Source organism: Qipengyuania sp., from assembly GCF_048550555.1.
In the GTDB taxonomy this organism is placed as follows: domain Bacteria; phylum Pseudomonadota; class Alphaproteobacteria; order Sphingomonadales; family Sphingomonadaceae; genus Qipengyuania.
Window position 1 is genome coordinate 1 of record NZ_JBLYYF010000003.1, and the last position, 20,296, is coordinate 20,296.

At 66.1% G+C, this 20,296-nt stretch carries 23 protein-coding genes; 13 read left to right on the plus strand and 10 right to left on the minus strand.

From position 1 onward, the window contains the following. Positions 1–164: 164 nt before the first annotated feature. Positions 165–1,352 carry a phospholipase D-like domain-containing protein gene (locus tag ACN4E0_RS00050; protein ID WP_419564202.1) on the plus strand — a complete coding sequence of 396 codons (1,188 nt, stop codon included), beginning with the start codon at positions 165–167 and terminating at the stop codon, positions 1,350–1,352. 1 nt (position 1,353) lies between these two features. Here ACN4E0_RS00050 and ACN4E0_RS00055 read toward each other — a convergent pair whose 3' ends face one another. Next, entirely contained in the window at positions 1,354–2,877 is a 1,524-nt protein-coding gene (locus tag ACN4E0_RS00055; protein ID WP_419564204.1) for a replicative DNA helicase, read from the minus strand. Positions 2,878–3,043: 166 nt separating this feature from the next. On the opposite strand from ACN4E0_RS00055, the gene ACN4E0_RS00060 reads away from it, so the two are divergent. Genes ACN4E0_RS00060 through ACN4E0_RS00075 form a run of 4 tightly spaced genes read left to right on the plus strand, consistent with a single transcriptional unit; the run spans position 3,044 to position 5,719 of the window. Further along, positions 3,044–3,547, plus strand: a complete 504-nt coding sequence (locus tag ACN4E0_RS00060) for a UPF0262 family protein (RefSeq protein ID WP_419564206.1) — start codon at positions 3,044–3,046, stop codon at positions 3,545–3,547. Between the two features lie 12 nt (positions 3,548–3,559). After that, positions 3,560–4,288: a glycoside hydrolase family 25 protein gene (locus tag ACN4E0_RS00065; RefSeq protein WP_419564208.1), complete on the plus strand. Its 729-nt coding sequence runs from the start codon at positions 3,560–3,562 to the stop codon at positions 4,286–4,288. A gap of 10 nt (positions 4,289–4,298) precedes the next feature. Then, the gene (locus ACN4E0_RS00070) at positions 4,299–4,703 is read left to right on the plus strand and encodes a cytidine deaminase (protein ID WP_419564210.1); all 405 of its coding nucleotides are present in this window, start codon (positions 4,299–4,301) and stop codon (positions 4,701–4,703) included. Continuing rightward, on the plus strand, positions 4,700–5,719 hold the full coding sequence (locus tag ACN4E0_RS00075) for a S66 peptidase family protein (protein WP_419564212.1): 1,020 nt from the start codon (positions 4,700–4,702) through the stop codon (positions 5,717–5,719). The genes ACN4E0_RS00070 and ACN4E0_RS00075 overlap by 4 nt, the downstream gene beginning before the upstream one ends. A gap of 128 nt (positions 5,720–5,847) precedes the next feature. Here the strand turns inward: ACN4E0_RS00075 and ACN4E0_RS00080 are convergent, their stop codons facing one another. Both ACN4E0_RS00080 and ACN4E0_RS00085 read right to left on the minus strand, forming a co-directional pair. Next, positions 5,848–6,987 carry a M14 family metallopeptidase gene (locus ACN4E0_RS00080; RefSeq protein ID WP_419564214.1) on the minus strand — a complete coding sequence of 380 codons (1,140 nt, stop codon included), beginning with the start codon at positions 6,985–6,987 and terminating at the stop codon, positions 5,848–5,850. Then, complete coding sequence (locus ACN4E0_RS00085) at positions 6,984–7,589, minus strand: hypothetical protein (RefSeq protein WP_419564216.1); 606 nt, start codon at positions 7,587–7,589, stop codon at positions 6,984–6,986. The genes ACN4E0_RS00080 and ACN4E0_RS00085 overlap by 4 nt, the downstream gene beginning before the upstream one ends. A gap of 141 nt (positions 7,590–7,730) precedes the next feature. On the opposite strand from ACN4E0_RS00085, the gene galE reads away from it, so the two are divergent. The 7 genes from galE (at position 7,731) to pal (ending at position 13,373) form a co-directional block, all read left to right on the plus strand. Beyond that, on the plus strand, positions 7,731–8,741 hold the full coding sequence (gene galE, locus ACN4E0_RS00090; RefSeq protein ID WP_419564218.1) for a UDP-glucose 4-epimerase GalE: 1,011 nt from the start codon (positions 7,731–7,733) through the stop codon (positions 8,739–8,741). 88 nt (positions 8,742–8,829) lie between these two features. Beyond that, a complete protein-coding gene (locus ACN4E0_RS00095; protein ID WP_419564220.1) occupies positions 8,830–9,294 on the plus strand; it encodes an acyl-CoA thioesterase in 465 nt (154 codons plus the stop codon). Continuing rightward, positions 9,291–9,989, plus strand: coding sequence for a protein TolQ (tolQ, locus tag ACN4E0_RS00100; RefSeq protein ID WP_419564221.1), 699 nt, complete (start codon positions 9,291–9,293; stop codon positions 9,987–9,989). The genes ACN4E0_RS00095 and tolQ overlap by 4 nt, the downstream gene beginning before the upstream one ends. A gap of 118 nt (positions 9,990–10,107) precedes the next feature. Next, on the plus strand, positions 10,108–10,587 hold the full coding sequence (locus tag ACN4E0_RS00105) for an ExbD/TolR family protein (protein WP_419564223.1): 480 nt from the start codon (positions 10,108–10,110) through the stop codon (positions 10,585–10,587). A 9-nt stretch (positions 10,588–10,596) separates the two neighbouring features. After that, positions 10,597–11,409 carry an energy transducer TonB gene (locus ACN4E0_RS00110; protein ID WP_419564225.1) on the plus strand — a complete coding sequence of 271 codons (813 nt, stop codon included), beginning with the start codon at positions 10,597–10,599 and terminating at the stop codon, positions 11,407–11,409. Then, positions 11,406–12,788 carry a Tol-Pal system beta propeller repeat protein TolB gene (gene tolB / locus ACN4E0_RS00115; RefSeq protein ID WP_419564227.1) on the plus strand — a complete coding sequence of 461 codons (1,383 nt, stop codon included), beginning with the start codon at positions 11,406–11,408 and terminating at the stop codon, positions 12,786–12,788. Before ACN4E0_RS00110 ends, tolB begins: the two co-directional genes overlap by 4 nt. 75 nt (positions 12,789–12,863) lie before the next feature. Then, on the plus strand, positions 12,864–13,373 hold the full coding sequence (gene pal / locus ACN4E0_RS00120) for a peptidoglycan-associated lipoprotein Pal (protein ID WP_419564229.1): 510 nt from the start codon (positions 12,864–12,866) through the stop codon (positions 13,371–13,373). An 82-nt stretch (positions 13,374–13,455) separates the two neighbouring features. Here pal and ACN4E0_RS00125 read toward each other — a convergent pair whose 3' ends face one another. Then, entirely contained in the window at positions 13,456–13,605 is a 150-nt protein-coding gene (locus ACN4E0_RS00125; protein WP_419564231.1) for a hypothetical protein, read from the minus strand. 155 nt (positions 13,606–13,760) lie between these two features. On the opposite strand from ACN4E0_RS00125, the gene ACN4E0_RS00130 reads away from it, so the two are divergent. Continuing rightward, the gene (locus tag ACN4E0_RS00130; RefSeq protein WP_419564233.1) at positions 13,761–14,294 is read left to right on the plus strand and encodes a J domain-containing protein; all 534 of its coding nucleotides are present in this window, start codon (positions 13,761–13,763) and stop codon (positions 14,292–14,294) included. Positions 14,295–14,303: 9 nt separating this feature from the next. On the opposite strand, the gene ACN4E0_RS00135 is transcribed toward ACN4E0_RS00130, so the two are convergent. The 6 genes from ACN4E0_RS00135 to infC form a co-directional block, all read right to left on the minus strand. Then, positions 14,304–15,095, minus strand: coding sequence for an SDR family NAD(P)-dependent oxidoreductase (locus ACN4E0_RS00135; protein ID WP_419564235.1), 792 nt, complete (start codon positions 15,093–15,095; stop codon positions 14,304–14,306). Positions 15,096–15,105: 10 nt separating this feature from the next. Further along, a complete protein-coding gene (locus tag ACN4E0_RS00140; protein WP_419564237.1) occupies positions 15,106–15,873 on the minus strand; it encodes an ATP-grasp domain-containing protein in 768 nt (255 codons plus the stop codon). A gap of 113 nt (positions 15,874–15,986) precedes the next feature. Then, entirely contained in the window at positions 15,987–17,294 is a 1,308-nt protein-coding gene (locus ACN4E0_RS00145; RefSeq protein WP_419564239.1) for a cystathionine gamma-synthase family protein, read from the minus strand. Positions 17,295–17,590: 296 nt separating this feature from the next. Then, the gene (locus tag ACN4E0_RS00150) at positions 17,591–19,003 is read right to left on the minus strand and encodes an SLC13 family permease (protein WP_419564241.1); all 1,413 of its coding nucleotides are present in this window, start codon (positions 19,001–19,003) and stop codon (positions 17,591–17,593) included. Between the two features lie 44 nt (positions 19,004–19,047). Continuing rightward, positions 19,048–19,629 (minus strand): hypothetical protein, encoded by a 582-nt coding sequence (locus ACN4E0_RS00155; RefSeq protein ID WP_419564243.1) that lies wholly within the window; start codon positions 19,627–19,629, stop codon positions 19,048–19,050. Positions 19,630–19,698: 69 nt separating this feature from the next. Continuing rightward, positions 19,699–20,217 (minus strand): translation initiation factor IF-3, encoded by a 519-nt coding sequence (infC, locus tag ACN4E0_RS00160; RefSeq protein WP_419564245.1) that lies wholly within the window; start codon positions 20,215–20,217, stop codon positions 19,699–19,701. Positions 20,218–20,296: the final 79 nt, after the last annotated feature.

Below are 20,296 nucleotides of genomic sequence, written 5' to 3' on the forward strand. Positions count from 1 at the left end.
CGAAACGGTTGGGGACCTTGTCTACGCAGTCTTCGACGGTAACGCGCGCCATGGGGCACTCCGATGCAAATCAAGTGATTCCGGGAAAGCGCGCCACTTAGGATCTCGGCCCGCGATAGTCAAGGATTTGCGGGGGCGGAACGGCACGCTAAGGCTGGTCGGTGATGGGCGAGAAAAATGTTCCTGACCAGCCAAGCGCCTATCGCGATCCCGCGCCGTTCACGGTCGATGCCCAGGGGCAGCGGCTGACTTTCTACCCGGCCGGGAAGGACCGTCGGGCGGCCCTGATGGAGCTGGTCCGTTCGGCCAGGAGCTCGCTCGAGGTGTGCTTCTACATCTTCGCCGAAGATACGGTGTCGACCGAGCTGCGCGACGAATTGGGCGCGGCGGCGAAACGCGGAGTCGCGGTGACGCTGATCATCGACGGTTTCGGTGCTTCCGCCTCCGACCGCTTCCTGCAGCCACTGGTGGAGGCAGGGGCGCGTTGCTACCGTTTCAGCCCGCGGATCGGGCTGCGCTATCTCATCCGCAATCACCAGAAGATGGTCATCGCCGATGGAGCCCGGGCATTGTTCGGCGGGTTCAACATCGAGGACGGCTATTTCGCGCCGCCCGAGGACAACGGGTGGAACGACCTCGCGATCGCGCTCGAAGGCGCGGCCGTCGCGGGGCTCAGCGACTGGTTCGCGCTGCTGGTTGAGTGGACGCGCGACGGGCGCAGCCATTTCCGCGCGATTCGCCGGGCGGCCGCCACCTGGGATTGGCGCAGCGAGGACGGCAAGGTTCGCTGGCTGGTGGGCGGACCTACCAGAGGGCTATCCGGCTGGGCGCGCTGCGTCACACGCGATCTCGTCGAGGGAGAGAAGCTCGACATCTTCATGGCCTATTTCTCGCCACCCTATCCGCTGCTGCGGCGGATCGCGCGGGTCGCGCGCAAGGGCCACACGCGGTTGCTGATGGCGGCCAAGAGCGACAATGGCGCGACGCTGGGCGCGACCCGCTCGCTCTATCGGTACCTTCTAAAGCGCGGCGCGAAGGTCTGGGAATTCAGCCCGTGCAAGCTGCACACCAAGCTGCTCGTGCTCGACGATGCGGTCTACATGGGCAGCGCCAATTTCGACATGCGCAGCCTCTACCTCAATCTCGAGATCATGCTCCGGATCGAGGATGCGGCGCTGGCCGAACGGATGCGCGAATTCGTCAGCCAGCACATCGCTGCGTCGGAAGCCATCACTCCCGAGGTTCACGCCAGCAGACGGACATGGTTCAACCGGATCCGCTGGGCGGCGGGCTGGGTGCTGGTGTCGGTGCTCGACTATACCGTCACGCGGCGGCTCAACCTCGGGATCTGACCTACTCGTAATCGTCGTCGTAATGCCGCACGTCGGGGCTCGAGAACTTGGTGAACTCGCTATGGAACAGCAGCGGGACGTTGCCGGTCGAACCGTGGCGCTGCTTGGCGACGATCAGCGTGGCCTTGTTGACCAGTTCGAGATGGCGCGCTTCCCATTCGGCATATTTCATCCGCACCTCTTCCGAACTCGTCTCGTCGGGCGTGTCGGGCTTCAGCGCATTGTGGTAATATTCGGCGCGGAAGATGAACCACACCATATCGGCATCCTGCTCGATCGAACCCGACTCGCGCAAGTCGGACAGTTGCGGGCGCTTGTCCTCGCGCTGCTCGACCTGGCGGCTGAGCTGCGACAGCGCGATCACGGGGACGTGGAGTTCCTTGGCGAGCGTCTTCAATCCGCGGCTGATCTCCGAAATCTCGTTGACGCGGTTGTCGCTCGCGCGGCCCGAACCCTGGAGCAGCTGGAGGTAGTCGACGATGACCAGGCCGATATCGTGCCGTCGCTTGAGCCGCCGGGCGCGCGTGCGCAGCGCGCCGATGGTCAGCGCCGGGGTGTCGTCGATATAGAGCGGCAGGTCGGTCAGTTCCTGGCTGGCGAAGGACAGCCGCTGGAATTCCTCGCGGCTCAGCTTGCCCGAGCGCAGTTTCTCGCTCGAGATCTCGGCCTGCTCGGCGAGGATACGCGTCGCCAGCTGGTCGGCGCTCATTTCGAGGCTGAAGAAGGCGACGCCCGCGCCGGGCGACTTCTCGGGCTCGATGCCTGCCTTGAGATCGTCCATCAGCCGCCGTGCGGCGTTGAAGGCGATATTGGTGGCGAGCGAGGTCTTGCCCATCGCCGGGCGCCCGGCGAGGATCACGAGGTCCGAATTGTGCAGGCCCGAGGTCTTGTCGTTGATCGTGTCGAGCCCGGTGGTCTTGCCCGAAAAGCGCCCGCCCGAATTCATCGCCGCCTGGACCACCTCGAGCGCGCCGAAGGCCGCCTTTCGGAATGTCTGCGCTTCATTGCCCGTGCTCGCGCCTTCGGCGACGCGGTAGAGATCGGCCTCGGCCTGCTCGATCTTGCGCAGTGGCTCGACCTCGTCCGAAGTGTCGAGTGCGCCCTCGACGAGGTTGCGGCCGACGCTGACCAGTTCGCGCAGCAGCGCGAGGTCGTAGATCTGGTCGGCCAGTTCGCGCGGGTGGAGCAGGCCCTGGCCGTCGGCGGTGAGCTGCGCGAGATAGGTCGTCCCGCCGAGCTGCTTGAGCGCCTCGTCGCTTTCGAAATAGGGCTTGAGCGTGACGGGAGTCGCCACCGAATTGCGTTCGAGCAGCTTGAGCACGCGCTCGTAAATGCGCTGGTGCACCGGCTCGTGGAAATGCTCCGGCATCAGCGGGGTGGTCAGTTCCTCGATCACCCGGTTGTCGATCAGCACCGCGCCGATGAAGGCCGCCTCCGCCTCGAGGTTCGCGGGCAGCACCGTGCCCTTCGTCGGCTTGGAGTCGGTCGAATCATGGGCGGGGAAGAGGAGATCGGTGTCGGCCATCGGCCCACCATGCGGAATGCGGAGTCCCCTGTGAAGGTCTACCGGAAGCAAGCTCGCGGACAGGTCTGTGGACTTCGCTGGAAATTTTTTCACGTGAGGCCGCGGAGAACAAATTCCCGATCGACCTTGCCCCGTCTGCTCGCAGTTGCGAAAGCAGGGCGCAGGCATGACCGATTCCGCATCCTCCCCGGCCGATCACCGCATCGCGCATATCGAGCTCGACGAGGAGACGATCATTTGGCGCAACGCCGATATCGAGCAGGAGCGCAAGATCGCGATCTTCGACCTGATCGAGGAGAACCGCTTCAAGCCGCTGCGCGCGGTCGAACGCGGGGCGAACGGGCCCTACCGCCTGAAACTCGCCGTGCGCGACGGGCGGCTGCTGATGAGCATCGCCGACGAAGAAGAGCAGCTGCTCGAGGAACTCCTGCTCGGCCTCGCCCGCTTCCGTCGCCCGATCCGCGAATATTTCGCCATTTGCGACAGCTATTACCAAGCCATCCGCAAGGCGACGCCGATGGAAATCGAGACCATCGACATGGCCCGTCGCGGCATCCACAATCGCGCCGCCGAACTGCTGATCGAGCGGCTCGAGGGCAAGGTCGAAACCGATTTCGCCACCGCGCGGCGCCTGTTCACGCTGATCTGCGTGCTCCATATCAAGGGCTGAGGGGAAGAGGGCATGGCCAGGCGAGCGCGCAGACGGCGCAAGTTCCGCTTTCCGCAGATCCTGTCGCGCGCGGGCAAGACCGCGCTGTTCCTGGTGGCGCTCGTCGCCATCGGCGCGGGCTATGCCTGGTACGAGGGGCGCGACTGGCGGCCCGACGAGCAGGTCTGGCCCGACCAGGGTGCGCTGGTCAGCGCCGCCGACGGGGCGGTCGACTTCGGCACGATCGCCGGGCTGGGCGCGAAGTTCGTCTATCTCGAAGCGAGCGACGGGGCGGGTCGCAAGGACCGCGGCTTCGCCCAGAACCTCGCCCGTGCGCGTGATGCGGGGCTCGAAGTGGGGGCCGCGCACCGCTTCGATCCCTGCGCGGTGGCCGACGGGCAATCGGCCAATTTCGTCACCATGGTCCCGCGCGAGAGCGACCTGCTGCCGCCCGCGATCCTGCTGGAAAACACTGCCGCCGATTGCCCCGCGCGGGTCTCGGACGCGGCGGTGCAGAGCGAGCTGACCACGCTGGTCAACCAGATCGAGGCGCATACGGGCAAGCCGGTGATCCTGGCCCCGACCGAGGAATTCGAGGATGCCTATGCCCCCTCGCGCCGGTTCGAGCGGCAATTGTGGCTGACGCGCAGCTGGTTCGAACCCGATTACGCCACGCGACCCTGGCTGATGTGGACCGCCAATCGCTGGTACCGGACCGAAGCGGCGCAGACGCCGCTGCGCTGGGTCGTGGTACGGCCCTGAGGATGATACGATGACCGACGAAGAGCTGATCGCCGCCGCCCGTGAGGCGGCGCGCAATTCCTATTCCCCCTATTCCGGTTTCGCCGTCGGCGCGGCGCTGCTCTTTGTCGACGGCAGCGTGGTGACAGGCACCAATATCGAGAATGCCAGCTACGGCCTCGCGCTCTGCGCCGAAACGGTGGCAGTATCCAAGGCGATGGCCGACGGCGTGCGCGGCGGGCTGGTGGCGGTCGCGGTGACCGGGCCGGGGACCGAGCCGATCACCCCCTGCGGGCGCTGCCGACAGGTGCTCAACGAACTCGCGCAGCTCGGTGGGAACGACCCCGATATCCTCTGCGTCGGCCCCGATGCGGTGACCAGGCTGCAGCTATCGGACCTGCTGCCGCACGCCTTCGGCCCCGCCAGCCTCGCATGATCGGTCGCCGCGCCGCGCTGGGCCTGATCGGGGGCGCGGCCGGTGCAACCCTGCTGCCGGGGAGCCTCGCGGCGAAACCGGCGCGCAGGCCCCAGCGCCTGCGTCAGGGCGACACCGTCGGCCTCGTCGCTCCGGCGAGCGCGGTCACCCTGCCCGATCAACTCGATCGTGCAGTGCACTGGATCACCGGAATGGGGCTGGTGCCGAAGCTCGGCGCGCATGTGACCGAGCGCGACGGCTATCTCGCGGGGACCGATGCCGCGCGCGCGGCAGATGTCGACGCGATGTTCGTCGATCCAGAAGTGCGCGCGATCTTCGCAATACGCGGCGGCTGGGGCGGGGCGCGTATCCTGCCGCTGCTGGATTGGGACGCGATCGCCGCCCATCCGAAGCTGCTGATCGGCTATAGCGACAACACCGCGCTGCACTGCGCCATCGCCGCCCGCGCGGGCTTTCCGACGCTCCATGCGCCCAATGCCGCGAGCCGGTGGGAGCGGGCCAGCTGGGAAAGCCTGTGGCGCATCGCCTTCGCCGGGGCCACGCCGGTGCTCGGCGGCGAAACGGTCGAGGCGGCGGTGGGGCGTCCGGCGCGCGCACTGGTGCCGGGTACGGCGCGGGGACCTCTGCTCGGCGGCAATCTCACCATACTCTCGACGCTGATGGGCACCGGCTGGCTGCCCGATCTCGCCGGCGCGATCCTGCTGCTCGAGGATATCAACGAAGAGCCCTATCGCATCGACCGCATGCTCCAGCACTTGCGGCTTGCGGGCGTGTTCGACCGTGTGGCGGGCGTGGTCTTCGGCCAATGCACCCGCTGCGACCTGCCCGACCCCGACTACGAGGGTTTCACGCTCGACGAGGTTCTCCACCGCCACTTCGCAGACTTGCAAGTCCCGGTCGTCGTCGGCTTCGATGCCGGCCACGTGACCGACCAGCTGTGCCTCCCCGTCGGGGTAAGGGTCGAACTCGACGCTGCCGCGCGTACCCTGCGCATGCTCGAACCTGCGGTCGCCTGAACCCGCGACTTCGGGTGCCGGCGCTGTCCTGCACACCATTCCAGATCGCCATCGGCAGCAAAAAGGGGTCGGGCACGACAAGCACCGCCCGACCCCTGACAATCTCGCGCCTGACGCGCCGTCCTGGATCAGCCCTGGCGCGTATCCAGCCATTCGAGCAGGCTCGCGAGGCAGTCGCGCGCGAGCATCTTGCTGCGCTCTGGGCTCCAGCCCTGCTCGGGCTCCGGGTTTGCCTTGTTGTCCTTGTAGGGCATCTCGAGCGTCATGGCGATCGCGCCGAAGCGTTCGGCGACCTGATTGGTGCTCATGCTGAGATTGGCCTTGCCCGGCGCGGCCTTGGTATAGCCCTGCTCGGTCTGGAAGTCGGGCGTGCGGCGATCGAGGATCGACTCATAGAGGTAATAGCCCTCGCCCTGTTGGTCGGTCCAGCCGGGGATGCCCTCGAACCCGGCGAGGAAGGCGACCGGGATCGCCTCGTCGCCATGCACGTCCATCGCGAAATCGACGCCGGTCTTGTCCATGTGGTTGCGGATCGCGAGGACTTCGGGCGACTTCTCGGCGGTGGGCTCTGCCCATTCGCGGTTGAGGTTGGCGCCCGCGGCGTTGACGCGCAGATTGCCGCGCTTCGAACCGTCGGGATTGCAATTGGGCACGAGGTGCAGGCGGCAGCGCTTGCGCAGTTCACGGCCGACGCTGTCGGACGGATCGGTGAGCACTTCGAGCGCGCCTTCCATCCACCACTCGGCTTGTGTCTCGCCCGGATGCTGGCGGGCATAGAACCAGACGTTGAACGGACCATCGCCCATTTCGAGGCAGTCGATCGGCTGTCCGTCGAGCGTGGTGCCGAGATGGACGTAGTCGACGCCTTCGGACGAAGCCGCCTCGGCGACAAGGTCGTGGTGCCGCTCCATCGAATAGGGCGCGAAATAGGCGAACCACGCGACATCGCTTGCGGGCGTGTAGCGGATCGTCAGCGTCCCGCCGTCGGCGTCCTTGTCGTAGGTTGAGGGAGCGCGGCCCCAATAGTCGCGATCCTCGGATACGCAGGCATCGTAATCGGGCCAGCCGCCCGGATAGGCACTTTCTTCGAGTCCGGTGATGTTGAGCACCAGTTCGCGGCCCGCCGCGCCTGCAACGCGGAAATGGAACCACTGCTTGAAATCGCTGTTCGTGTCCTTCGGGATCGCCAGCCTTGCGCTGGCGCCGTCCACCGACAGCACGTCTATATTGCCGCTGTCGAAGGCGGAATCGATCCGGATATCGCTCACTCGGTAACCTCTACTTCTATTGTTTCGCCATTGTTGCCGGGAAACTCCCGGAACAGCGCGGAGGCGACCGTCTGGGCGTTCGCCTGCCCGCGTGCAAGGGGGGAATTCTCGGGCGGCTGGAAATCGGCGCGGCCTTCCCACAGGCTCTCGCCGCTGGCCTTGTCGCGAATGGTAACCGCCAGTTCGGTGCCCAGTCGGTCCTTCTCGCCACCGCCGAGATTGATGCCGATCCCGACACCCACGCCCGAGCCGTAGCTGCCGGTCGAACCGCCGACACCCACGCTGACCGGGCTTCGCCGCCCGCCCGACCCGATGACGTAGTTCTGCACCGCGACCTGCGCGATCTGGCCGGCGCCCGCGCGCTCGCTTTCGGCATAGCCGAGGCGGCGCAGTTCCTCTGCAACGGCCGCCTTGTAGGGCGCCAGCGCGAGGCCATCGGCCTGCGATCCGGGAGCGGTCTCGATGAAGATCTCACCTTTTCCCAGGAGCGCGACACGATCGGGCGCGACAAAGCGGGTGACCTCGACCGGGCCGGGGGGCGTGGCGCATCCGGCCAGCGAAAGGGCGGCGGCGAGGCTCAGGGCGAGGGCAAGGGGTTTCATGGTCTGCGATCCTTTTTGCGTCTCCGAAGGCGAAGATACCTGCCCCGACAACGCACGGGCGGGCAAATCCGCACCGGGGGCGCGGCGGGTGGGCTGTCTAGGACCTTGTCCTTACCAATACCTGTGCTAGTTCCGCCACCCATGAGCGAAGCGAACAAGGTACCGGTCCTCGTCACCGGAGGGGCTGGATATATCGGCAGCCACGCGGTTCTCGCCCTGCGCGATGCCGGATGGCCGGTGACGGTGATAGACAACCTCTCGACCGGCTTTGCCTTCGCGGTGCCCGAGGATGTCCCGCTGTACCGGGGCGATATTGCCGATGCGGACCTGCTGGAGCGAATTTTCGCCGAACACGGGATCCGCGCGATCATGCATTTCGCCGGCTCAGTCGTGGTCCCGGAATCGGTCGAGAATCCGCTTCACTATTACGACAACAACACGGGGAAGAGCCGCGCTCTGATAGCCGCGGCGGTGCGCGGCGGGGTGGAGCATTTCATCTTCAGCTCCACCGCGGCGACCTATGGCACACCCGATCGCTCGCCTGTCTCTGAAGGTGACCCGCAGCAACCGATCAATCCCTATGGCTGGTCGAAGCTGATGACGGAGCAGATGCTTGCCGATGCCAGCGCAGCGCACGGCTTCAACTATTGCGCGCTACGCTATTTCAACGTCGCCGGTGCCGACCCGCGTGCCCGTACCGGCCAGTCGACCGCCGGTGCGACGCATCTGATCAAGGTCGCCTGCGAAGCCGCGACGGGGAAGCGCGATTCGGTTGCGGTATTCGGCACCGATTACGAAACGCCCGACGGCACCGGCGTGCGTGATTACATCCATGTGAGCGACCTCGCGAATGCGCATCTGCTGGCACTCGAGGCGCTGATCGAAAGGCCCGATCGCTCGCTGACCATGAACTGCGGCTACGGGACGGGTTTCTCGGTGCTCGAAGTGCTCGACGCGGTCGATCGGGTGACCAACCAAACGATTGTCCGGCGGCTGGAGCCGCGCCGAGCCGGCGATCCGGGAGAGCTGGTGTCGGACCCCTCGCGGATTCGCGAAACGCTGCCCTGGCAGCCGAAATATGCCGACCTCGACCAGATCATTGCGCATGCACTGCAGTGGGAGCGCAGGTTGTCCGAATTACAGGAAAAGTGACCTGCGCGGCATTGGTCGCGCGAAAGCGTCGCTTGGTCGTTCCCCATTGCCGCTCGACTCGCGCCTCGGCTAAGGGGCGCGCTGGCCTATGACCTTACCCCGTTTTCCCGATGGCACGCTCGACCGCGACCGGCATCTCTATGTCGTGCGGGTCTATTACGAAGATACCGACCTGTCGGGCATCACCTATCACGCCAACTACCTGCGCTGGTTCGAGCGTGCGCGCAGCGACCTGTTGCGCCAGCTCGAGATCGACCAGCGTGCCGCGATCGAGGCGGACGAGGGCGCCTATGCCGTATCCGAGATCAATCTGAAGTACCTGCGCCCGGCCAAGCTCGACGACGACGTGCTCATCGAAACGCGTTGCACCGAGCTCAAGGCCGCCTCCTGCCGCATGCACCAGCTTGCGTTCAGACTGGCGGGTGGAGAGCGCGAATTGCTGGCCGAGGCACATTTGCGCGTCGGCTTCGTTTCACCCGAAGGCCGGCCCAAGCGCCAGCCCGAAGAATGGCGCGCGGCCTTCGCGCGTTTTGCCGAGCAAGGGGACCAATGAGCTCGCTTCTACTTCTCAGCGCCGCGGCACCGACCCGGCTCGATCCGATCCGCCTGTTCCTCGACGCCGACATCGTCGTCCAGCTGGTCATGGCCGGACTTCTGCTCGCCAGCGTCTGGGTATGGATGATCATCGTCAGCTTCAGCATCCGCATGCGCACGCTGCGCAGCCGGACGATCGATTATGAGAACGAGTTCTGGCAGGCCGAGAGCTTCGATCGCTTCACCTCCGAACGCGGCAACAAGGACATCCCGGCCGCGCGCGTGGCGCAGGCGGCGGTGTCCGAATACCGCCGCTCGGCCAAGGGAGCCGTGCGCGATCCCGAGGCACTGCGCGGGCGCATCGCGCTGGCGATGGACAGCCAGATCGCGCTCGAGGCGGACGATATCGCCGAGCGGCTCAACTTCCTCGCGACGGTGGGCGCAGTTGCACCATTTGTGGGCCTGTTCGGGACCGTCTGGGGGATCATGAACAGCTTCTTCCAGATCGGTGCGCAGGAAAGTTCGTCGCTCGCGGTGGTCGCGCCGGGCATTTCCGAAGCGCTCTTCGCGACCGCGATCGGCCTGTTCGCCGCGATCCCCGCGGTGATCGCCTACAACCGCTTCGGCCACCGGGTCGATCGCTACGAGGCGCGCCTCCAGCGCTTCGCCGACCGGCTCAATTCGACCTTCAGCCGCCAGCTGGAAACGCGCTGATGTTCGCTGCGACCTTGCCAGCCCGCACCCCCTCCCGGCCACCCATTGCAGGGTATTCTATGGGTGGCCGGGAGGGGGTGCGGGCAGGTGCCGCCACCCTCCTGAAGGGAGAAAAGTAATGGCGATGGGTCTGGCCTCAGGCGGAGGGCGCCGACGCCGTGGGCGCGGCGGGCGACGCAAGCCGATGGCCGATATCAACGTCACGCCCATGGTCGACGTCATGCTGGTGCTGCTGATCATCTTCATGGTGACCGCGCCGCTGCTGACTGCGGGTGTGCCGATCGACCTGCCCGACAGCCGCGCGGCGCAGCTGCCCAACAACCCGCAGCAGGTCACCATCAGCATCGATCAGGCGGGCTATGTCTATATCGACGATGTCCAGGTCGCCGTCGGCGGATTGCCGGAGGCGCTCGAAAGCCTGCCGCGGAATGGTGACGAGGGCCCCGACATCACGCTGCGTGCGGACAAGGCGCTCGACTATGGCCGAGTGATGGCGGTGATGGGCGAGCTCAACCGCGCGGGACTCAACCGCATTTCGCTGATTACCAACAGCGCGGTGCCCGCATCGGTCAACAACCGTTCATCGGACGAGGAATAGCCGGCACTCATGGAGAGGACAGGGATCAGGCACGAGGAGCGGACCGGACTGGTCGTCGCGGTCGTGCTGCATCTTGCGCTGCTCGCCCTGCTGGTGGCGCAGGGGCTGTTCCCCGCGTCCGTGATCGAGCCGCCGCAGCGCATGACGGTGAGCCTCGCCGAAGACGTCGGCCTCGCGGCCACGGCACCCGATCCGGTCGCCGAAAGCCGCGCCTCGACCGCGCCGACGATGGAGCCAAATCCGGCCCCGGCGCCCGCACAGGACCAACCGGTCCAGCCGCAGGTAGAACGCCCTGTGGCACCGCGTGTCCAATCGCCGGTGCCGCCGCCCATGGCCGCGCCTGACCCGCGCCCGCGTCGCCGCCCAGACCCGCCGCGCACGCAGACCCAGCCCAAGAGCAGCCAGCGCAGTGGCGGTTCGCGCCTCGGCGACAATTTCCTCGAAGGTGCGGGGTCGAGCACGAACACGAGCGAGACGCGCGTCCCAGCTTCGCAGATCGGAGCCAGCGCCAAAGCGTCGCTGGTGCAGGCGATCGCGCGCAAGATCAAACCGCACTGGGAGCCGCCCAATGGCCCTGAGGTCGAAAAGATCACGACTTTCCTTCGGTTTCGCCTCAATGCCGATGGCAGTCTTGCCGGAAGGCCGGAAATGATCCGCCAGACCGGCGTCAACGATACCAACCGTGCGCAAGCGAGCCGACATGCCGAACAGGCTATTCGTGCCGTCCAGCTAGCCGCACCATTCGACGATCTTCCTGCGGAATACTACGAAGCGTGGAAGCTCGTCGGACCCTTTAGTTTCGACTGGAGACTGGCCCAATGAAATATGTGATCTTCGCCTCTCTCACGCTGCTTGCAGCCCCTCTGGCCGCGCAGAACCAGGATCTCGGGCAGCCCCTTCCCGAGGGCGGCGAGGTCGAGACGATCGAGGAGGGCGAAGGGCTCTCCGGCTCGGTCAGCTTCGAAGGCAATCTCGACGATCTCGGTATCGCCATCCCGGGCTTCGCGACCGATCGCGACGTAGCGACGCCCGCCAATTCCTCGGGCACTGCAGCGCTGGGCAAGGAACTCGCGCGGGTCATCACCTCCGACCTGCGCAACAACGGCCTGTTCAAGCCGACCGGTCCCGATGCGCTGCCGCAGCCGGGCTTCGCCGAGATCACCGCGCCCAGCTGGTCGACCTGGTCCAATCGCGGCGCCGAAATGCTCGTCCACGGCTATGTACGCGGGCGTTCCGACAGCAAGCTGACGGTCGGCTGCTACCTCTACGACATGGCGCTGCAGCAGGAACTGGTGCGCGAGGGCTGGGTGGTCCAGCCCGCCGACTGGCGCCGCGCGGCGCATAAATGCGCCGACCTCATCTACTCTCGCCTGACCGGCGAAAGCCCGTTCTTCGACAGCCGGATCGCCTATATCGCCGAGACCGGGACGAAGGATAACCGGACCAAGCGGCTCGCGATCATGGACAGCGACGGGGCCAACCACCGCTTCATCACCACCGGCCGCTCGACCGCGCTGACGCCGCGCTATTCGCCCGATTACAAGAAGCTGTCCTATCTCAGCTATGTCGACGGCAATCCCCGCATCTACGTCTACGACATCGGTACCGGCCGCCAGACGCTGGTGACGCAGAGCGCCAACCCGACCTTCGCGCCGCGCTGGAGCCCCGACGGGCGCTGGTTGCTCTATTCGATGGCGGTCAACGGCAATACCGACATCTATCGCGTTTCGGCCAGCGGCGGCGAGCCGATCCGGCTGACCGATACGCCGGGGATCGACATCGGCGGATCCTATTCGCCCGATGGCAGCAAGATCGTCTTCGAGAGCGACCGTTCGGGCGCGCAGCAATGCTACGTGATGGACGCCAATGGATCGAACCAGCGCCGGATCAGCTTCGGCGGAGCGCGCTGCGCGACGCCCGAATGGAGCCCGCGCGGCGATCAGATTGCCTTCACCAATGCGAGTTCGTTCAACATTTCGGTGATGTCGCCCTCGGGTGGCAATGTCCGCGTGCTGACCAACGGCTGGCAGGACGAGGCACCGACCTGGGCGCCCAACGGGCGGATCATCCAGTTCTTCCGCACCGAGCGCAACAGCGGGAAGACGGGGCTCTACCAGGTAGACCTGACCGGCGAGAATCTGCGCAAGCTGCCGACGCCGGTCGATGCTTCGGACCCTGCCTGGGGACCGATCCTGCCCTAGCTGCATTGGAACAAGATAGAGACGAATTCGGGGGGCAAAACCGACTTCACCACGCTGTTTGAAAGGGGACAGCCTATGAATACCCGTATTGCTACCGGTCTGATGCTGGCATCGACCATCGCGCTTGCTGCTTGTTCGAAGAAGGCGCCGGAAGAGCTGCCGCCGCCGCCGACCGAAACGGCGACGCCCACGCCCACCGCACCGACCGGTCCTACGGTCGGCTCGCAGGCGCATTTCGTCAATGCCGTCGGGCAGGAGAACACGGTCGTCTATTTCGACACCGACCGGTTCAACATCGATGCGGAAGACCAGACCAAGCTGCAGCGCCAGGCGCAGTATTTCAGCCAGTACCAGCAGGTCAATTTCACCATCGAAGGCCATGCCGACGAGCGCGGCACCCGCGAATACAACCTCGCGCTGGGCGAGCGCCGGGCCAATTCGGCGAAGAACTATCTCGTCTCGATCGGGATTCCGGCGAACCGCATCCGCACGGTGAGCTATGGCAAGGAGCGTCCGGTGGCGCTCGGCTCGAACGAAGCGGCCTGGGCGCAGAACCGCCGCGCGGCGACGATCACGATCAACTGATCGCGCCAGCCGCGAGGCCGAAAACGAAAAGGGCTCCCCGACCGGGGAGCCCTTATTCGTCAGGAAGACCCTCGGTCCTCGTCTAGCGAAGCGCGTTGAGCTCCACCAACGGGGCTGCGCCGGCCGCCAGTTCGCGCTGGTCGTTCGAAACTCCCCCGAAGCCGGCGGTCAGGGCGAAGACGGCCATCGACAGGACGGCGGCGGTGGCGGAAAGGGTCAGTTGCTTGCTCATGGTCTCTCTCTTGCGCGAGGCTGCTAGCATGTAGATATTAAATCTTCGTTGCAATGCAACATTGCAGATTGAAACTGGTTCCCACATGCTTGCACCTTTCGCGAGTCCGCCTAGATTGACCGCCATGCTCAGCCGACAGACGACATTCTCCCGCCGTGGCTAAGGCGCGGCGCTCCAACGACTGGGGCTTTCCGCGCTGGCGCGGCTATGGCTCCTCGCGCGAGGCGACGACGGTGCGACTGTGCGACCGGCACGGCTGCGAGGAGCCGGGGGACTGTCCCGCCCCCAAGGCGCCCAACAGTCCCGAAAGGTGGATGTTCTGCCAAAAGCACGCTGCCGAATATAATCAGAAGTGGGACTATTTCGAAGGGCTCGACAAGGCCGAGAAGGAAGCTCGCGCCAAGGCCGAGCGGAGCGAGAATGCCGGCTATGCCGAAGCCCAGCATTACGGCTGGAGCGGGAGCGGCGACGGCTCTCGCAGCGCCGACGAGATGCGAGCGCTCGACGTGCTGGATCTCGAAGCCGATGCCGACTTCCCGGCGGTCAAGAAGGCCTGGCGCGACAAGGCCAAGACGGTCCATCCAGACGTAAAGCCCGGCGATAAGGAAGCCGCGGCCGAGTTTCAGAAGCTCCAGCTCGCCTACGAGGTCCTGAAGGCCGCCGAAGAGCGGCGCGAGTGGAAAGGCTAGGCAGCCAGTCTATTTCGGCCTGGTGTCGATCCCCGGATTGGGATTGTCGTTCCACCACGGAACATCGGTGAAGGGGCGCACGTCCACCTCGTGCGACCAGCAGTTGCGCGGCTGGTGCGCGAGGTGCCAATAGGTCTCGGCGAGCGCGGCGGGATCGACCACGCCGTCTTCTCCCTTGGCCGCCTTGTAGGCCTCGAACCGGTCGCCGAGCAGCTTCCCCAGCGTGTCGGGCGCATCGACCGAACCGTCGACCACAACATGCGCGACATGCACCCCCTGCGGTGCGAATTCGGCGTTGAGCGTCTGGCACAGCATGCGGCGCGCGCCCATGGCTGCAGCGTGGCTGTGCTGCCCGGCATTGCCGCGCACGGCGGCGGTCGCCGAGGTCACAAGGATCGTTCCGGAGCCGCGCGCCACCATGTGCGGGGTGAGCGCGTGCGCGAGACGGAACAGGCCGAAGCACCCGAGCCTCCAGCCGAGCTCGAAGGTGCGGTGCGGCGTGTCGGCAAGCGTCCGGTTCCCGATCTGCGCGCCGAGGTTGTAGAGCACGGTGTCGATCGCGCCGATGTCGCGCTCGACCCGCTCGACCAGCTCTTCGATCGTGCCGTCCGCGGCGGCATCGAGCAAAGTGCCCGAAGCCTTGCCGCCGGCCGCGTCGATCGCATCGACAAGCTTGGCGAGGCCGGCTTCGTCGGAGCGCCGGGCCAGCACGGCATGGTATCCGCGCTGGGCAAACCGCATCGCGGCATGGCCGCCGATCCCCGCGCCGGCCCCGATCACGAGGAACACCCTTTCCGCCATGCCTGCCTCCCTAGATGCGGGCGAGGATAGCCTGCGCGAGGCGTTCTCCCAAGTGCGGACCCTGTTCGGGATAGAGATAGGGCTCGATCAGTTCGGCTTCCATCACCGCCAGCTCGCCCGATGGCAGCCGCGCCATGTCGACGCGGGCGTACAGCAGGTCGGCGAAGGGCAATGCCGCGATCACGGCCTCGGCGGTCGTGAGGTCGTGCGGTTCGGGCGCGTAGTCGCATTCGTAGCCGCCATAGAGCGACTGGATGCGATAGTCGCCGGCGCCCGCACGCTTGAGCACGCCGTGGCTGAAATGGCCGTCGACGAAGACGAAGGTGTATTCGCCTTCCGCGACCACGCTCGGCAGGAAGGGCTGGACCATGCAGGCGCGCCCCATGCTCCAGCCGTCCTCGGGCAGGGCATCGCGTGCGAAGCTGTGCTGGCCGAGGCCGCCCGCGCCGACCTGCCGCTTCACGACCACGCGGCCGGTGTCGAAATGGTCCATCGCCGCCTCCACGCCGGCCCGGTCGATGTCGTCGGGCCAGAGCGTCGGCACGATGGCGGCCCCGCGCTCGGCGAGTTGTGCGAGATAGCGCTTGTTGGCATTCCAGCGGACCACCTCGGGCGGGTTGCACACCGCGATCCCTTGGGCGGCCAGTGCGTCCAGCCTGTCGAGGAATTCTTCGGGATGGTCCTGATAGTCCCAAGCCGTGCCGAGCAGCACCAGGCTCAGCCCTTCGAAGTCCTCGAGCGGGGCGCGCCATTCGATCTCGACCAGTTCCAGCCCCACCGCGGCGAAGGCTGGCCGCAGCGCGGCGACCTCGATGTCATGCTCGAACGCGTCCCCCCGGCGAGGACCCTCGCCGGGGAGCGTGTCGGCACAGGCGAGGAAGCCGATCCGGCTCAGACCGCCTCCAGCGCCTGTTCGAAGTCGGCGATGAGGTCGTCCGGGTCCTCGATGCCGATCGAGATGCGGATGAGATTGTCGCCGATCCCCAGCGCCGTCTTGCGCTCGTCGGGCACCGAGAGGTGCGTCATCGAGGCGGGGTGGCTCGCCAGCGTCTCGGTCCCGCCGAGGCTCACCGCGAGCTTGGCGATATTGAGGCTGTCGAGGAAGCGGAAGCACTCGGCCTCGCCGCCCTTCAGCAGCAGCGAGAAGGTGCTGCCCGCGCCCTTGCAGTGGCGATCATAGATGTCCTGCTGGCGCGCATCCTTGATCATGCCGAGATAGCCGAGGCCTTCGACCTTGGGATGCCGGGCAAGGAATTCGCACACCTTGGCGGCATTCTCGCCCGCGCGGCTCATGCGCAATTCGACCGTCTCGAGGCTGCGCAGCAGCATCCAGGCGGTGTTCGGGTCGCAGATCCCGCCCATGGTGTTGCGCAGCATGCGCACCGGATCCATCCACTTCTTCGCGCCGGCGATGCTGCCCGCGACGAGGTCCGAATGGCCCCCGACATATTTGGTCAGCGAATAGCAGACGATATCCGCGCCCTGGTCGAGCGGGCGCTGCCACAGCGGGCCGAGGAAGGTGTTGTCGATCGCGACCGGGCATTCGAGGCCGGCATCGTCGACGGCGCCGCGCACCGCCTCGACATCGACCAGCGCATTGGTCGGATTTCCCGGGCTTTCGAGATAGACCATGGCGACCTTGCCGCCCTGCTCGTCGGCCTTGGCCCGGGCCGTGGCCAGCACCGCGTCGATTTCCTCGCGCGTCGCGCCTGCGGGGAAGTCGACATAGCTGACGCCCCACCGCGACATCCACTTGGCGACGAAGCCTTCGGTCGCGGCGTAGAGCGGCCCCGAATGGACGATGACGTCGCCCCGCTCGGCATAGGTCAGCAGGAGCACGCAGATCGCCGTCATGCCGCTCGAGAAGCTCAGCGCATCCTCGGCCCCGTCCCAGATGGCGAGGCGGTCTTCGAGGATTTCCTGATTGGGCGCGTTGAAGCGCGAATAGACGAGGCCGTCGGCCCCGCCCGGGCGCTTGCCGGTGATGCCCTCGAAGTGGCGCTTGCCATCGGCGGCGCTGGGGAAGGCGAAGGTCGAGGTGAGGAAGATCGGCGGTTTGAGGCTGCCTTCGGACAGCACGGGGTCGTAGCCGTGGCCCATCATCAGCGTGCTGGGCTTCAGTTCGCGGCCCGCGATCTTGGTGACTTCCTGCTTGGGAGCCATGCGGGGCGAGGTGGGGTCGATTTCGTGATCGCTCATGGGGCGAGCATCCTTCCTGAATCACGCTCCCAGGAAGGCGGGAGCCGGGTGGGCTGACCGGGGCGCCCGTTCCTAACCTCCGCAGGAACGCCTCTCCGCCGACAGCCCTTACGATTGCGCTCCATATGGCGGAGCGGTGTTGGTTTCAACTGCGACGAAGCCTGGACATGGACCGCATGGACCACGGTCCTGGACGCAAAAACCTGTGAGCATGGGCAGTGCCGGGAAAGCTGGCGTGGAAGGGGTGAGCGCGTGACCATCGCGCCCGTTTACAGCTTGCCGGCGCTGTAGGGAAATCAGCCGCCGATCAGCGCGTGCATTCCCCAGACCACGGCGACGATCATCGCGATGCCGAACAGATCGAGCAAGATGCCCGCCTTGACCATCCGTTCGATGCGGATGCGACCCGTCGCCCAGGCGATGGCGTTGGGGCCGGTCCCGGCGGGCAGCATGAAGCCCCAACTCGCCGCCAGCGCGGCGGGCATGGCGAGCAGCACGGGGTCCACGCCGAGCGCGACCGTCAGGCTCGCGACGACCGGGATGATCCCGCTGGCAGTCGCGACATTGCTGGCGAATTCGGTGATCAGCACCACCATGGCGACGACCGCGAGGGCAACGAACACCAGCGGCCAGGCCTCGAGCGGCAGCAGCGCCTGGCCGAGCCAGTCGGCCAGCCCGCTCGCGCTCATTCCGGCGGCGAGGGCGAGGCCCCCGCCGAACATCATGATGACGCCCCAGGGTGCGCGATTGGCCTCTTCCCAGGTGAGCAAGGGTCGTCCGGTACCGTCGGGCAACAGGAACAGGGTCAGCCCCATCAGCACCGCGATGGTGCCGTCGGTCAGCGACCCCTCGGGCAGGTAGGGTGCGATCCACATCTGCCCCATCCACAGCAGGAAAGTGACGGCCACCACCGGCACCAGACGCCTTTCGGCGCTGGTCCAGGCATCGTGGGTGTCGATCGCAGTGCGCGCTGCCTCGGTATCGAAGGCGTGCGCGCGGACGTTCTGCACCCATCCGACCAGCAGCGCGGCTAGCGGCACGCCGATGATCACCACGGGGAAACCATAGAGCGCCCATTGCGCGAAAGTGATCCGCATCCCGGTCAGCGTGTCGACCAGCCCCACGGCGATGGCGTTGGTAGGCGATCCGACCAGCGTCCCCAGCCCGCCGATGCTGGCGGCGAAGGCGATCCCGATCGGCAGCGCGCCTGCAAGTCCCTCGGTATCGCCGTCCTCCGATCCGCCGCCGCGCAGAACGGCCAGTGCCATGGGCATCATGATCAGCGCGGTCGAGGTGTTCGAAATCAGCATCGAGAGAATCGCCGCGGTGACCATGAAGGCCAGCAGCACGCCCGTCTGCCCGCGGTGGCCGACGAGTTGGAGCAGGGCGAGCGCGAGACGGCGATGGAGCCCCGTGCGTTCGATCGCGAGCGCGATGAACGCGCCGCCGAGGATGAGGAACAGGATCGGCGAATAATAGGCGCTCGCCGTCGCCTTGGCGTCCATCACCCCGGCGAAAGGCAGCACGAGGAAGGGCATCAGCGCGGTCGCGGTCAGCGGCAGCGCTTCGGTCATCCACCAGGCCGCCATCAACATCACTAGGCCCGCGACCACGAACGCCTCGCGCGTCATTCCCGCAGGCGCGGGCAGGACAACGCTCGCCAGCAATGCGAGCGCACCCACGATCAGTCCGATAGTCTTGGCGTTCATCCCACTCTCCCGCCCGCGCTGCTAGCAAGCGGGTGGGGCGGGGGCTAGTGGGTCCAGTCGAGCTCTACGCTGTCGATGTGCCAGCGGAGCTGCTCCTGGGACGCGCCGGGAACATCGTTGACGCGCTTCAGGACGATAGGCCCTTCATAGCTGACCGGGCGTCCTTCGCTGTCCTTCGCGGTGATCGTGGCCTGGCTGGTGTAGTAGGACGAGCCCGCCGCACCCTCCATGGTTCCGCCGGGCACGGCGACGGTGATCTTGCCGAGATCGGCGAAGAGCTTGCGCCACTCCTCCTTGGGCCATTTCTCTTGGTTCGCCGCATCGAGCATGGCCCATGCCTGGTCGAATTCGCGCAGCTCGATCGCCCGTGCGAAGGCGAGGAGGACATTGCGCGCGCCCGTTTCGGTGCGCTCGATCTCGGGGTCGAGCGGGGCAGGCATGAGGTCGGGATGCCCATCGTTGCCCGCGTCCCCGCCGGTATCCAGCGGCGGGGGTGGCGAAGGCATGGGATCGCCCGGCGTTCCTTCGAGGTCCACCGTCTGGACGGCGTCTTCGGTATCGGTTTTCGATCCACAGCCCGCAAGCGCGATGCTGGCGGCGAGGGTGAGGGCCAAAGTGTTCTTCATGCAAAGAAAAACCGGGGAGCAGTGGCCTGCGTTCCCCGGTTCGTCGCTGTTGGCGGTGAGGCGGTCCGCTTACTTGGGGGCCAGCACCATGATCATCTGGCGCCCTTCGAGGCGCGGGAAGGCTTCGACCTTGGCGATTTCCTCCACATCGTCGCGGACGCGGTTGAGGAGGTCCATGCCGAGCTGTTGGTGCGCCATTTCGCGACCGCGGAACCGCAGCGTACACTTCACCTTGTCGCCATGCTCGATGAACTTGACGACGTTCTTCATCTTCACTTCGTAATCGTGAACGTCGATGTTCGGGCGCATCTTGACCTCTTTGATTTCCTGGGTCTTCTGCGTCTTGCGCGCGAGGTTCGCCTTCTTCTGCGCCTCGTAGCGATATTTGCCGACATCGAGGAACTTGCACACCGGCGGGTCCGCATTGGGGGACACTTCGACGAGGTTCAGGCCCAACTCGTTGGCCTGTTCGACAGCTTCGCGGGTGAACATAACGCCGAGGTTCTCGCCTTCGTGATCGATCACGCGGACCTTCGGCACATTGATCATGTTATCGTAGCGCGGGCCGCTCTTCACGGGCATCTGCATGCTACGCCTGGGTGGACGGGCTATGGGGCATTCTCCTTTGGTAACCGTACGATCAAAGGGCGCATGTAGGCATTGTTCC

Coding starts and splice junctions, on each gene's coding strand:
- ACN4E0_RS00150 (WP_419564241.1), bottom strand. CDS start 19,003: ATGAACGCCAAGACTATCGGACTGATCGTGGGTGCGCTCGCATTGCTG.
- ACN4E0_RS00155 (WP_419564243.1), bottom strand. CDS start 19,629: ATGAAGAACACTTTGGCCCTCACCCTCGCCGCCAGCATCGCGCTTGCG.
- ACN4E0_RS00145 (WP_419564239.1), bottom strand. CDS start 17,294: ATGAGCGATCACGAAATCGACCCCACCTCGCCCCGCATGGCTCCCAAG.
- ACN4E0_RS00055 (WP_419564204.1), bottom strand. CDS start 2,877: ATGGCCGACACCGATCTCCTCTTCCCCGCCCATGATTCGACCGACTCC.
- ACN4E0_RS00125 (WP_419564231.1), bottom strand. CDS start 13,605: ATGAGCAAGCAACTGACCCTTTCCGCCACCGCCGCCGTCCTGTCGATG.
- ACN4E0_RS00050 (WP_419564202.1), top strand. CDS start 165: ATGGGCGAGAAAAATGTTCCTGACCAGCCAAGCGCCTATCGCGATCCC.
- ACN4E0_RS00065 (WP_419564208.1), top strand. CDS start 3,560: ATGGCCAGGCGAGCGCGCAGACGGCGCAAGTTCCGCTTTCCGCAGATC.
- ACN4E0_RS00060 (WP_419564206.1), top strand. CDS start 3,044: ATGACCGATTCCGCATCCTCCCCGGCCGATCACCGCATCGCGCATATC.
- ACN4E0_RS00075 (WP_419564212.1), top strand. CDS start 4,700: ATGATCGGTCGCCGCGCCGCGCTGGGCCTGATCGGGGGCGCGGCCGGT.
- ACN4E0_RS00070 (WP_419564210.1), top strand. CDS start 4,299: ATGACCGACGAAGAGCTGATCGCCGCCGCCCGTGAGGCGGCGCGCAAT.
- ACN4E0_RS00110 (WP_419564225.1), top strand. CDS start 10,597: ATGGAGAGGACAGGGATCAGGCACGAGGAGCGGACCGGACTGGTCGTC.
- pal (WP_419564229.1), top strand. CDS start 12,864: ATGAATACCCGTATTGCTACCGGTCTGATGCTGGCATCGACCATCGCG.
- ACN4E0_RS00135 (WP_419564235.1), bottom strand. CDS start 15,095: ATGGCGGAAAGGGTGTTCCTCGTGATCGGGGCCGGCGCGGGGATCGGC.
- ACN4E0_RS00095 (WP_419564220.1), top strand. CDS start 8,830: ATGACCTTACCCCGTTTTCCCGATGGCACGCTCGACCGCGACCGGCAT.
- tolQ (WP_419564221.1), top strand. CDS start 9,291: ATGAGCTCGCTTCTACTTCTCAGCGCCGCGGCACCGACCCGGCTCGAT.
- infC (WP_419564245.1), bottom strand. CDS start 20,217: ATGCAGATGCCCGTGAAGAGCGGCCCGCGCTACGATAACATGATCAAT.
- ACN4E0_RS00085 (WP_419564216.1), bottom strand. CDS start 7,589: ATGAAACCCCTTGCCCTCGCCCTGAGCCTCGCCGCCGCCCTTTCGCTG.
- tolB (WP_419564227.1), top strand. CDS start 11,406: ATGAAATATGTGATCTTCGCCTCTCTCACGCTGCTTGCAGCCCCTCTG.
- galE (WP_419564218.1), top strand. CDS start 7,731: ATGAGCGAAGCGAACAAGGTACCGGTCCTCGTCACCGGAGGGGCTGGA.
- ACN4E0_RS00105 (WP_419564223.1), top strand. CDS start 10,108: ATGGCGATGGGTCTGGCCTCAGGCGGAGGGCGCCGACGCCGTGGGCGC.